The sequence below is a fragment of the Sphingomonas sp. 320_CC genome, from assembly GCF_059691795.1.
Genome location: NZ_JCAWAE010000003.1, coordinates 773101 through 785751 on the forward strand (window position 1 = coordinate 773101; position 12651 = coordinate 785751).

General features: G+C 65.2%; 11 protein-coding genes and 1 tRNA gene. 8 read left to right on the forward strand and 4 right to left on the reverse strand.

What is annotated here, in order from left to right:
* Positions 1-105 precede the first annotated feature (105 nt).
* The gene (locus AC59GX_RS15135) at positions 106-525 is read right to left on the reverse strand and encodes a hypothetical protein (RefSeq protein ID WP_497302029.1); all 420 of its coding nucleotides are present in this window, start codon (positions 523-525) and stop codon (positions 106-108) included.
* A 133-nt stretch (positions 526-658) separates the two neighbouring features.
* On the opposite strand from AC59GX_RS15135, the gene AC59GX_RS15140 reads away from it, so the two are divergent.
* Positions 659-1783 (forward strand): calcium:cation antiporter, encoded by a 1125-nt coding sequence (locus AC59GX_RS15140; protein ID WP_426284276.1) that lies wholly within the window; start codon positions 659-661, stop codon positions 1781-1783.
* A 2-nt stretch (positions 1784-1785) separates the two neighbouring features.
* Here the strand turns inward: AC59GX_RS15140 and AC59GX_RS15145 are convergent, their stop codons facing one another.
* From AC59GX_RS15145 to AC59GX_RS15155, 3 genes are read right to left on the reverse strand one after another with little or no spacing between them, the layout of a single operon-like run.
* On the reverse strand, positions 1786-2172 hold the full coding sequence (locus AC59GX_RS15145) for a c-type cytochrome (protein ID WP_426284274.1): 387 nt from the start codon (positions 2170-2172) through the stop codon (positions 1786-1788).
* Entirely contained in the window at positions 2169-2423 is a 255-nt protein-coding gene (locus AC59GX_RS15150) for a hypothetical protein (protein WP_426284273.1), read from the reverse strand. Before AC59GX_RS15150 ends, AC59GX_RS15145 begins: the two co-directional genes overlap by 4 nt.
* A 56-nt stretch (positions 2424-2479) precedes the next feature.
* Positions 2480-4204, reverse strand: coding sequence for a M1 family metallopeptidase (locus AC59GX_RS15155; protein WP_426284271.1), 1725 nt, complete (start codon positions 4202-4204; stop codon positions 2480-2482).
* Positions 4205-4453: 249 nt separating this feature from the next.
* Between AC59GX_RS15155 and lon the strand changes: the two genes are divergently transcribed.
* From lon to AC59GX_RS15190, 7 genes are all read left to right on the forward strand, one after another.
* Positions 4454-6847, forward strand: coding sequence for an endopeptidase La (gene lon, locus AC59GX_RS15160; RefSeq protein WP_120300468.1), 2394 nt, complete (start codon positions 4454-4456; stop codon positions 6845-6847).
* Positions 6848-6950: 103 nt separating this feature from the next.
* Positions 6951-7247 carry an HU family DNA-binding protein gene (locus AC59GX_RS15165; RefSeq protein WP_268795398.1) on the forward strand — a complete coding sequence of 99 codons (297 nt, stop codon included), beginning with the start codon at positions 6951-6953 and terminating at the stop codon, positions 7245-7247.
* A 67-nt stretch (positions 7248-7314) separates the two neighbouring features.
* Positions 7315-7389, forward strand: a tRNA-Val gene (locus tag AC59GX_RS15170).
* A gap of 277 nt (positions 7390-7666) precedes the next feature.
* On the forward strand, positions 7667-8305 hold the full coding sequence (locus tag AC59GX_RS15175) for a CerR family C-terminal domain-containing protein (protein ID WP_120299981.1): 639 nt from the start codon (positions 7667-7669) through the stop codon (positions 8303-8305).
* Positions 8302-9483 (forward strand): HlyD family secretion protein, encoded by a 1182-nt coding sequence (locus tag AC59GX_RS15180; protein ID WP_497302030.1) that lies wholly within the window; start codon positions 8302-8304, stop codon positions 9481-9483. Before AC59GX_RS15175 ends, AC59GX_RS15180 begins: the two co-directional genes overlap by 4 nt.
* A gap of 1 nt (position 9484) precedes the next feature.
* Positions 9485-11101, forward strand: a complete 1617-nt coding sequence (locus AC59GX_RS15185) for a DHA2 family efflux MFS transporter permease subunit (protein ID WP_426284267.1) — start codon at positions 9485-9487, stop codon at positions 11099-11101.
* The gene (locus AC59GX_RS15190) at positions 11101-12564 is read left to right on the forward strand and encodes an efflux transporter outer membrane subunit (protein ID WP_426284265.1); all 1464 of its coding nucleotides are present in this window, start codon (positions 11101-11103) and stop codon (positions 12562-12564) included. Before AC59GX_RS15185 ends, AC59GX_RS15190 begins: the two co-directional genes overlap by 1 nt.
* Positions 12565-12651 lie beyond the last annotated feature (87 nt).

Consider the following 12651-nt stretch of genomic DNA (forward strand, 5'->3'; position numbering starts at 1 on the left):
TGACCCACCGCGGTCTCCGACGTCTCACCCTCTCCCAACTGGAATTGGGAAACGCCCCACGGCGACTGCGCCGTAGAAACAGCGCGGACGGCTCGGGTGCTAAATCTATGAGGTCAAAAGCCGAACGCGTTCCAAATCCTTTGGACGTCCGAACAGCCTGAGCATCTCGGCCAATTCAGCACGGTCAGGCACATAAACCACGCGCTCATCCACAAAAATCGGCACGCGCGTCCGAGGCAGCACCTCCGCCCAACCCGCGCTCGTCGCAACATGAAACCCCGCCATGATCTCGACGACCAAAGGCGGCATCGTCCACCGCCCGAACAGCGTCGACCGGAACAACAAACTCGCGCCATCCTCGATCGGTACGACGCCAAGCCTGTCCATCATTCGCCGAGCATCGCCCACGCTCATCAGCACATCGACGTCGCCGACCTCGATCGGCGTCACGCCGTGAAGCGCCACCGCCGCGCTGGAAATGACCCACCACGGGTCGTGAGCATCCCGCATCGCACCGGCGGTCATGACGAGCGTTTCGCGGAGATCGCAAGCCAACATCGCTGCAACCTAGCCGATCCTTACCGCCCCGCAATCGCCCCGACTCGGACCCTTATCGGCCCTCACGCATTCGTTGACCAAGTGGAACGAGGGAGCATGCATGACGATCGAAGTGGCCGACCGACCGAGTGAAGAAATTGTGGAGACGATGCCCGACCGCCTCGCGCTCCCGATCTGGACGCTGATCGCGCCGGGCCTTGGCCTCATCGCCGTCCTCGTCGGACTCGCCAAGATGGGCACGCTCGGCACCGCGGCGGCCGTCATCGTCCTGATCGGCAGCGTGCTCGCCGCCGTCCACCACGCCGAAGTAATCGCGCACAAGGTTGGCGAGCCGTTCGGCACCCTCGTCCTCGCGATCGCGGTCACCGTGATCGAGGTCTCGCTGATCGTCTCGCTGATGCTCTCCAACGCCGGCGACGCCACCACGCTCGCGCGCGACACGGTGTTCGCGGCGATCATGATCATCCTCAACTTCATCATCGGCATCTGCCTGCTCGCGGGCGCGGTGCGGCATCATGAGCAGCGGTTCACGCTGAAGGGCATGACGGCGGCCCTCGGCGTGCTCGCGGCGATGGCGGTGCTGTCGCTGATCCTGCCCAACTATACGTCGTCGACACAGGGCCCGACCTACGCGGCATCGCAGTTGATGTTCGTCGCGGTCGTATCGTTGATCCTCTACGGCACGTTCGTGCTGGTACAGACGGTGCGCCACCGCGATTATTTCCTGCCGTCGACCGACGACAAGGACGATCACGCTGCGCCGCCATCGGGCCGCGCGACGGGCATCGCCTTCGCTGCGCTGCTCGTCGCGCTAGTCTCGGTCGTGCTCCTCGCGAAGACGCTGTCGCCGACGATTGAGGCAGCGGTGCTCGGTGCCGGGCTGCCGCTTACCGTGGTCGGCGTGGTGATCGCCGCGCTGGTGCTCGCGCCTGAGAGCCTGGCTGCTTACAAGTCGGCGCGCCGCAACCGGTTGCAGACGAGCCTCAACCTCGCACTTGGCTCCGCGCTGGCGACGATCGGGCTAACGATCCCAAGCGTCGCGATCGTGTCGCTGGTCCTCGACCTGCCGATTGCGCTCGGCATCGACGCGAAGAGCATGACGCTGCTCGCGTTGTCGCTGTTCGTCGCGACGCTGTCGCTCGGCACCGGGCGGACGACGGTGTTGCAAGGTGTCGTCCACCTCGTGATCTTCGCGGCCTATCTGTTCACGACGGTGGTGCCGTAAGCTCAGGGGCCCTGCGTAGACAGATAGGCGATGACGTCGGCGCGGTCCTTCGGATCGGGGAGGCCCGCAAACGCCATCGTCGTGCCGGGCACCATCTTGCGCGGGTTGGTGAGCCAAACGTCCATACGCTTGGCGTCCCAGTTGCCACCAAGCGCCTTCAGCCCGGCGGTGTAGGAGAAGCGCGGGCGCCGCTCGCCGATCGGGCCGCCCATAACGCCGTAGAGGTTCGGGCCGTCGGTATCGCCGGCATATTGCCCGATCGTATGGCACGCGGTGCAGCGGCGGAAGACACGTTCGCCGCTGGCGATCTGGCTGATCGTGCCGGTGTCGGAGTTCGAACCGCAGCCGGCGAGCGCCAGCGCCAGCAGGGGCCACCGCGGCAGGGTCATCGCTTCTGACGTGCAGCCAAGGCGAGACCGGCGGCAATCTGCACGACGGCGTAGAGGCGACGGCGGCCCGGCCGGTCGACGAAGGGCTTCACCAGTTTTTCGGTCCCGAGCGCATCGTCTTTCCAGAGATCGACGTGGCGGCTGGGTTGGAGCAAGCCGATCAAGCCGTCGCCGACCATGAAGATCGCCGCCATCTCCGCCGCGCGAGACGCCCAGATGTTCTCCTGCGCACGCAGGAGTCCAGGAGTCACGAGCGTCGTCTCCTGGGACCCTGGGCCCCCGCCTTCGCGGCGGAACGGTGGAAAGGTCATTGGGACTTGGCCTTCGCAGCTTGCGCGGCTTTCCAGGCGGCCACGTCTTCCAGTGCGATACTCCGACGCAGGACCAGCGCATCCGGGTCGATCACAACATGCGCGCCGGCCGGGACCGACAAGCTCGCCTTCCCCCCAGTCATCGGCAAAGTCCGCGTCTTCCCATCGATCTGCACCTCCACCGGAAGGGGGAACGGGCCGTTCCCCGGCACTTTCCAAACTAAGCCCAGCGTATTTCTCGTCCGCGTCTCAACCAGTTCAGGAAGCGCGGCCTGCCGAAGATACACGTCGAAGAACCATTTATAGTCCTTCCCCGTCACCTTCCGGACGAGCGCTTCATATTCCTTCGTCGACCCGAACCGCGGCGCGAAATTCCCCGGCTTCGGATCCGCGCGCCCATATACCGCCAGCCGCGTCACATCGAAGAACGCCTTGTCGCCGATCAGCGCGCGCAGCGTGTGGAGCATCCACGAGCCCTTGTAGTAGATGTCCTGCCCCGCACCGCCCTTGTCGAGTTCGTACACCTCCTCCTCGGTGGTGACGCGCTGCTGCGTGATCGGCTTGAGGTTCATGATCGACGCGCGCTCGGTCTGCATGATCGTCGCGTACCGCGCACGCCCCTCGCGCCACTGGCCGTAGAGCGGCTGCATGTACGTGCCATAGCCCTCGTGCAGCCAGTAATCGTCCCAGTTGGCGGCGGTCAGCTGGTTGCCGAACCACTCATGCGCGAACTCGTGCTGGAACAGCCAGTCGAACCCCTCGGGCGCCTTGGCATATTCGTTGCCGTACGCGTTGATCGTCTGGTGCTCCATGCCTTTGTGCGGCGTCTCGACCACGCCGACCTTCTCGTCGCCGAACGGGTAAGGGCCGATCATGCGCTCGAAGAAGTCGAGCGTCGGCGCGAACTCGGCGAACAGCTTTTCCGCCTGCAGCTTTTCGCCTGGCAGGTACCAGTAATACATCGGGATGCTGTTGCCGAAGCGGCTCTTGTAGGTACCGCTGATCTCCTCATACGGCCCGACGTTCAGCGCGATACCATAGGTATTGGGATGCTTGGCCCGCCAGTTCCACGTCGTCCGCCCGTCCGCCAGCGTGTCGACGCCGAGCAGCACGCCGTTGGAAGGCGCCTTCAGACCCTTGGGCACGGTGATGTGCAGCGTCACCAGCGCGGGCTCGCCGGTCGGGAAATCCAGGCACGGCCAGAACAGGTCGCAGCCATAGCCTTCCGCGGTCGTCGCAAACCAGGTGCGGCCATCCGGCGTCTTCGACCAGACCATCCCGTCGTCCCATGGCGCCTTCACCGCGACGTGTGGCGTCCCGCCATAGATGATCTTCGCGGTGACCTTCCCGCCAGCGGGGACGGGCTTGGGCAACGTGATGGTCAGCCGTCCCTCGGGATTGCTCCAGGCCGACGGAGCGAGCGGCACGCCGTCGATCGCGATCTTGCTGACCGGCAGGTTGCGGTCGAGGTCGATCGGCAGGCGGGTGAGGGGGGCCTTCGCCGTAAAGACCAGCGTAGCCACGCCGTTCAAGCTCTCCGTCTCGGGCAGCACTTCGAACGCCAGGTCCGCGCTGTCGAACTGGAGTGCGGTCTGCTCGGGTGTCAGTACGCCACCAGACCGCTGCGTCTGCGCGGTAATCGCAGGCTCGCCCTTCTTGGGGAGCGGGGCGGCGGCGAGAAGCACGGTGGCGCTGGCGGCGAGGAGAAAACGCGAAATCATGCCGCGTTCTCGCGCCTGGGCGGCTCGCGCACAAGTGCGATCCGCCACCGCCGTTCTCCTGCGAACGCAGGAGCCCAGGATCACTCAAACCGCCGCCCGTTACCCTGGACTCGTGCGTTCGCAGGAGAACGGCGGGGCTTCGGGGAACGCGCGAAAACCCCTAACCACCGCCAACCAATTGATGGACGGTTCATCCTCACCATATAAGCTGTAGATTATGCCCCCATGCAGGCACCTACCGGAGCGTTCATGACCCAGTACCCCGTCCTTCCCCTTCGCGACATCGTCGTGTTCCCGCACATGATCGTGCCGCTGTTCGTCGGCCGCGATAAGTCCGTTGCCGCGCTCGAAGCGGCCATGGCGGCGGACAAGGAGATATATCTCGTCGCGCAGGTCGATCCCGCAGAGGACGATCCCTCGCGCGACGATCTGTATTCGATGGGCGTCACCGCGACCGTGCTCCAGCTTCTGAAGCTCCCCGACGGCACCGTGCGCGTGCTGGTCGAGGGCAAGGGCCGCGCGACTTTGGAGACCTTGGACGAGTCGGGCGAGTACCTCACGGCCACGGTCGAACCGGTCGCCGATGCCGAGGTGGAAGGGCCCGAGCTCATCGCGCTGATGCGATCGGTGGTCGACCAGTTCGAGAACTACGCTAAGCTCAACCGCAAGCTCTCGTCGGAAACCTCGGTGCAGCTGTCCGAGATCGAGGACGCGTCGAAGCTTTCCGACGCGGTGATCGCCAACGTCCAGATCAAGGTCGCCGAGAAGCAGGCGATCCTGCTCGAAACCAATCCGTCGAAGCGTCTCGAAATGGCGTTCGCGGCGATGGAGGGCGAGCTGGGCGTCCTTCAGGTCGAGAAGAAGATCAAGAGCCGCGTCAAGCGCCAGATGGAGAAGACGCAGCGCGAATATTACCTCAACGAGCAGTTGAAGGCGATCCAGCGCGAACTCGGCAACGAGGACGGCGAGGGCGAAGGCGACGAGATCGCCGAGCTGACGCAGAAGATTGCGACGCTCAAGATGAGCAAGGAAGCCCGTGGCAAGGCGACGTCCGAGCTGAAGAAGCTCAAGACGATGGCGCCGATGAGCGCCGAGGCGACCGTCGTGCGCAATTATCTAGACGTGCTGCTCGGGCTCCCATGGGGCAAGAAGTCGAAGATCAAGAAGGACATCGCCGCCGCGCAGGTGACGCTGGACGAGGATCATTACGCGCTCGAGAAGGTCAAGGACCGGATCGTCGAGTATCTCGCCGTGCAGGCGCGCACCAACAAGCTGAAGGGCCCGATCCTGTGCCTCGTCGGCCCTCCGGGTGTCGGCAAGACCTCGCTCGGCAAGTCGATCGCCAAGGCGACCGGGCGCGAGTTTATCCGCCAGTCGCTCGGCGGCGTGCGTGACGAAGCGGAGATTCGCGGCCATCGCCGTACGTACATCGGCTCGCTGCCGGGCAAGATCGTGACGAACCTGAAGAAGGCCGGCACGTCGAACCCGCTGTTCCTGCTCGACGAGATCGACAAGCTCGGCCAGGATTTCCGCGGCGATCCGGCGTCGGCGCTGCTCGAGGTGCTCGACCCGGAGCAGAACGGCAAGTTCCAGGATCATTATCTGGAAGTCGATATAGACCTGTCGGACGTGATGTTCGTCTGCACCGCCAACTCGCTCAACCTGCCGCAGGCGCTGCTCGACCGCATGGAGATCATCCGTCTGGAGGGTTATACCGAGGATGAGAAGGTCGAGATCGCCGAGCGCCATCTTGTCGAGAAGCAGATCGAGGCACACGGCCTGAAGCCGGGTGAGTTCACGCTGACGCAGGAAGGGCTTCGTACGCTCATCCAGCAATACACGCGCGAGGCCGGCGTGCGTACGCTGGAGCGCGAGATCGCCAAGCTGTGCCGCAAGGCGCTGCGCCAGATCCTCGAGAACAAGACCACCAGCGTCACGATCACGCCCGAGAACATCGGCGAATATGCCGGCGTGCAGAAGTATCGCCATGGCCTCGGCGAGACCGAGAACCAGATCGGCGCGGTCACCGGCCTCGCCTGGACCGAAGTCGGCGGCGAGTTGCTCACGATCGAGAGCGTGACCGTCGCGGGCAAGGGGCAAGCCAAGCTCACCGGTACGCTCGGCGACGTGATGAAGGAGTCGATCGAGACCGCGTTCAGCTATGTGAAGGCGCGTGCGCCGAGCTACGGGATCAAGCCGAGCCTGTTTGCGCGGAAGGATATCCATATCCATCTGCCCGAGGGTGCGGTGCCGAAGGATGGTCCGTCGGCGGGTATCGGCATGGTCACGTCGATCGTCTCGACGTTGACCGGCGTGCCGATCCGGCGCGAGGTGGCGATGACCGGCGAGGTGACGCTGCGTGGTCGCGTGCTGCCGATCGGTGGCCTCAAGGAGAAGCTGCTCGCGGCGTTGCGCGGGGGCATCGAGACGGTGCTGATCCCGGCCGAGAACGAGAAGGACCTCGCGGAGATCCCGGCGAACATCAAGGCGGGGCTCAAGATTATCCCCGTTTCGCATGTCGACGAGGTACTTCGCCTGGCCCTCACCGAGCCGCTCGAAGCGATCGAGTGGACCGATGCGGACGAGTTGGCGGCATTGCCACCGGCGCCGATCGCGCCGGTCGGGGGTGGCCTTCACCACTGATCCATGTTTGGATCGTCAGCGACAATACGGCGGTTTCGTTTGACAGCAGACGGGGCCGCCGCATTATTGCGCGCTGATTGCGGTCGCGAGTCCATCTCGGCCGATTCGAGTTTTTCCGGGGGATTATATGAACAAGCAGGAGCTGATCGCGACGGTCGCCGATACGTCCGGGCTGGTAAAGGCCGACGCAGTCAAGGCGGTCGAGGCGGTGTTCGACGCGATCGAGGCATCGCTCAAGAAGGGCGACGAGGTTCGCCTGGTTGGTTTCGGCACGTTCTCGATCTCGAAGCGCAAGGCGTCGACCGGCCGCAATCCCCGGACCGGCGAGCCGATGACGATCAAGGCCTCGACCCAGCCGAAGTTCAAGGCCGGCAAGGGCCTGAAGGACGCGGTCAACTAGGACCGGTGCCGATAGGGCTGGACAGGTGGACGGGGTCTGCCTAAAGGCCCGCTTCCGAACGAGTTTCGGGCGCGTAGCTCAGTGGTAGAGCACACCCTTCACACGGGTGGGGTCGCTGGTTCAATCCCAGCCGCGCCCACCAGATTTACGCCGGTTCCTTCGCACGAAGGGGCCGGCGTTGCTGTTTCTGGCAATGCAGGCAACATTATCTGGCGGCATGCTTCGCCCCCAAAGATCCGTCATCCTGACGAAAGTCAGGATCCAGGGTAACGAGCGTCGCACCCCATGGCTCTGGATCCTGACTTTCGTCAGGATGACGGGCGCGCGGGGAAAGGCCGCGTGACCTGCTGATCACTCCTCCACACAACATGACAGCTTCTTCATTAGGCTGGTTCGTTCGATCGAACTAAACGCCCCTCGTGCTCCAGTCCCGACTCCTCGACATCGCGATCAGCGAATTCGGCACCAAGGGGCTGGAGGGCGCGAGCACGCGCGGGATCGCCGCCGCCGCGGGCACTGCGATGTCCTCGATCACCTATCATTACGGCGGCAAGGAGGGCTTGTACCTCGCGGCCGCCGACCGGATCGCCGAGCGCATGACGGCCGTTTTGGGCGACCCGTCCGAACTGTCGCATGACGTCGCAGCGGACGACGCCAGCGAAGCCCGCGCCCAGATTCACCGCATCTTCGGCCGACTGGCGGACAAGATGGCGAGCAACGAAAGCGCCGACTGGACGCTGTTTGTGCTCCGCGAACAGATGAAGCCGGGCGAGGCGTTCGAGCGCATCTATGGCGGCGTGATGGGCCAGATGGTGCGCAGGCTGAGCGACCTGGTCTGCATCGCCACCGGCTGTGCCGAGATCCGCACCGGCAGGATCGCGACGATCACCTTGATGGGGCAGGTCATCACGCTGCGGGCGAACCGCGCGACCTGCCTCAAACTGCTTGAGCGCGACACGCTCGAACCCAACGACATCCTCGATATCAAGGCGCGTATCGACGCCAATATCGACGCCATTCTCGATTCGATGCGTGCTGAAGAACAGGGCCAGGCATGACCGACCAGACGAACCACTCCGACGCCAACCACGACGACGAGGATCCCAAGGACGATCCGAACGGCGAGGACCAGCAGTCCGATACCGACCAGCAGGACGAGTCTGACGACGACAAGGCCGAGGGCGACGACAAGAAGCCGTCGGTCTTCAAGAAGCCGCTGTTCTGGATCATCCTCGTCATCGTCGTCGGCGGGCTGATCATCGGCGGCGTGCTCTACTGGCTCCACGCGCGGCAGTTCGAATCGACCGACGACGCGTTTGTCGACACGCATATCGTCCGCCTCGCGCCACAGGTCGCGGGTACGCTGGTCCAGGTCGCGGACATCGACAACCGCCACGTCGAGGCCGGCCGCCTGCTCGCGGTCATCAAGGCGTCCGGTCGCGATGCCCAGGTCGCCGAGGCGCAGGCAAACGAATCGCAGGCCCGCGCACAGTTCGCGCAGGCGCAGGCTCAGGTCACCGCCGCCGAGGCGCAACGCCAGCAGGCTGCGGCACAGGCGCGCGTCCCGATGGCGGCGGCGGTAAAGGCCCAGCAGGATCTCGCGCGCTACGAGGCGTTGCTGCGGCTCGATCCGAGCGCGGTCGCCGGTCAACAGCTCGATCAGGCGCGCGCCACCGCTCGCCAGACCGCCGCCGATGCCGCCGCCGCCCGCGAGCAGATCGACACCGCCACCGCGCAGATCAGCGTCGCCAGGAAGCAGGTCGGTGCGGCCAAGTCGGTAATCGACGCCCGCCGCGCGCAGGTCGACCAGGCAAACGTCACGATCGGCGATCTCCGCCTGACTGCGCCGGTCGCGGGGCAAGTCGTCAATCGCTCGGTCAACGTCGGCTCCTATGTCGCGCCCGGCACGCAGCTGATGGCGATCGTCCCCGACACAATGTGGGTGACGGCCAACTTCAAGGAAACGCAGCTCACGCTGATGAAGATCGGCCAGCCCGTCGACATTCATGTCGATGCGTATCCCGGCGTCGATTTCAAGGGTCATGTCGACTCGATCCAGCGCGGCGCTGGCCAGGCGTTCGCCCTGCTGCCCCCGCAGAACGCGACCGGCAATTATGTGAAGGTGGTCCAGCGCGTCCCAGTCCGTGTCGTGTTCGACGCGAAGAACGGCCCCGATCCGAAGCGCTATCCGATCGGTCCCGGCATGTCGGTGGTGCCGACCGTCAAGGTCCGCTGAGGTGGCGAAAGCTCCTGCAAAAGCCGATGCGGGGGGCGGTCATACCTGGTCGCCAAGCCGGTCGGCGGCGGGCAAGTACAGCCCGTGGCTGATCGTTGCGATCATCTCGATTCCGACCTTCATGGAGGTGCTCGACACCTCGATCGCCAACGTCGCGCTCGATCATATCTCGGGCGGGCTGTCGATCACCACCGATCAGGCGACCTGGGTGCTGACCAGCTACCTCGTCGCCAACGCGATCGTCATCCCGATCTCGGGCTGGCTGTCGGACGCGATCGGTCGAAAGCGGTATTTCCTGCTGTCGATCGCCCTGTTCACGCTCGCCTCGCTGATGTGCGGCCTAGCGCCCAATATCGCTACGCTCGTCGTCGCCCGCGTGCTGCAAGGCATTGGCGGCGGTGGCCTGGCGCCGGTCGAACAGTCGATCCTTGCCGATACCTTCCCGCCGAAACAACGTGGGATGGCGTTCGCCGCCTTCGCGATCGTCGTCGTCGTCGGCCCCGTGCTCGGGCCGACGCTCGGCGGCTACATCGTCGAATATTCGAGCTGGCACTGGGTCTTCCTGATCAACGTGCCGGTCGGCATCGCCGCGTGGTTCCTGGTCGAGACGTTCGTCGACGAGCCGGACCAGGTGAAGAAGGACCGCGACGAGCGCTTCAAGAACGGCTTGACGATCGACTATGTCGGCGTCGCGTTGGTTGCACTCGGGCTTGGCTTCCTCGAACTCACCTTCGATCGCGGCGAGCGCGAGGATTGGTTTTCGAGCGGCTTCATCGTCATGTCGGCGATCATCGCCGCGGTGTCGCTGGTGACGCTCGTCATCTGGGAGCTCAACCACAAGGACCCGGTGATTGACCTCAAGCTGATGAAGAACCGCAACTTCGCGCTGACGATCGGCGTGATGGGCGTCACCGGCATGATCCTGTTCGGCACCACGCAGCTGATACCGCAAATGCTGCAACAGGTGCTCGGCTACAGCTCGCTCGATGCCGGCCTAGCGCTGACCGCGGGCGGTCTCGCGACGCTCGTCATGGTGCCGTTCGCAGGGCGGCTTAGCGGGCTGGTCGACGTTCGCTTCCTGCTGTTCCCGGCGTTGCTGGTACAGGCGTTCGCGCTTTGGAACATGAGCCACCTGACCGCCGACATCGCGTTCTCCGACGCGGCGTTCGCGCGGCTGTTCCAGGCGATGGCGCTGCCGTTCCTGTTCGTGCCGATCAACGCGATCGCCTATGTCGGGCTCAAGCAGACGCAGACCGCGCAGGCGTCGAGCCTGCTCAACGTCTCGCGCAACCTCGGCGGGACGATCGGCATCTGCTTCGCGCAGACGCAGCTCGCGGGCGGATTGCAGCGGCACCAGTCGGAACTGACGCAGACGCTCAACCCGCTCGATCCGAATTACAACGACTGGATGCAGAAGGCGACGAGCGTGTTCGGCGGGCAGGGCGATGCGACGACGCCTTTGGCCGTTCTCTACAGCCAGATGCAGCGGCAGGCGACGATGCTCGCGTTCCTCGACGTGTTCCGCGCGATGATGGTGGTCGTGCTGGTCGTCGCGCCACTGGTTCTATTCATGCGCTCCGGCAAGACCGGCGGCGCCCCCTCGGGAGGGATGCATTGATGCGTGCGCGGTTCATGGTGGTTGCGGTTGCGGCCCTGCTCGCGGGGTGCACCGTCGGCCCGAATTACATCGCTCCCGAGATGACGCTGCCGCCGGCGTTCGTCGGTCCGCAGGCCACAGTTGGGACGACGGTCGATCCAGCGCGCTGGTGGTCGGCATTCGGCGATCCGCAGCTGGACGGCCTCGTCGAGCGCGCGCTTAAGGGCAATCCCGACATCGCGATCGCCGCCTCGCGCGTGCGCCAGGCGCGGTTGCAGGAGATCGTCGCGCGCTCGCAGGGGTTGCCGAGCGTCAACGCGAGCGCCAGCCCGAGCCATATCGAGTTCAGCAAGAACGCCGGCCTCTCGTCGATCGCGCGTGCGTTCAGCGGCGGCACGGGGGCAGGCGGCACCGGCTCGACCGGCGGCATCGCGCTGCCTGGCAGCGGGATCACGACCTATTCCGTCGGCTTCGACGCCAGCTGGGAGCTCGATCTGTTCGGTGGCGTTCGCCGCAGCACCGAAGGCGCACGGGCACGAACGGAAGCGGCGGTCTGGTCGAAGCGCGACGCCGCAGTGACTTTGGCCGCCGAAGTCGCGCAGGCGTATTTCGCGCTCCGGCTCGATCAGGCGCAGATCGTGACGATCGAGGGCGAGATCGTCCGCCAGCGTCGTGCGCTCGAGATCGCGGGCAACACGGCCAAGGTAGGTCTCGTCCCGCCGATCGACGTCACCCGCCAGCGCGCCTCGATCACCTCGACCGAAGCGCGCGCCGAGCCGGTCCGCGCCGATGTCGATGTCCGCATGCACGCGCTGGCGATCCTGCTCGGTGAGCCGCCTGCGACGCTGATGGCCGAACTCGCCGCGCGATCGGTAGCGCCGCTCGGCGTACCGGCTATTCCGGCTGGCCTGCCTTCGGAACTGTTGCGACGTCGCCCCGATATCCGTGCGGCCGAACGCGACTTGGCTGCCGCGACCGCGGATATCGGGGTTGCGGTTGCGGATATGTATCCGAAGTTCAGCCTCACAGGCATGAGCCAGCTGATCTCGACCGCACTCGGCAATCTGTTCTCGGGCGACAGCCTTCAGCTGACCGCCTCCGGCGCGGCGCAATTTCCCCTGCTCGACTGGGGCCGGCGCAAATCAACCGTGAAGTCGCGCGAAGAAGATCGAGAGCAGGCGTATCTCCGCTATCGCTCCACCGTGTTGCAGGCGCTGCGCGACGTCGAGGATCCGCTCGCGCAGATTGCCGCCGAGCGTCGCCGGAACGCGGCGTTGCAGCGCGCGGTGGTCGATGCGCAGAGCAGCGCGAAGGCGGCGGAATCGCAGTACCGGACCGGCTTCGTGGCGCAGACGACGCTACTGAACGCGGAGACGGACGTGCTGACGGCGCGCGAACAGCTGGTGTCAAGCGATGCGCAGTTGCGGCAGCTGACGGTGACGCTGTTCAAGGCGCTGGGGGGCGGTTGGGAGCAGGCGGAGTAGGGGGCCGCTTCACCACATCCGTCACCCGAACCTACTTGTTCTCCCGCCTTTGCGGGAGAACACGCTTGTTAGTAGGGCTCGTCCATT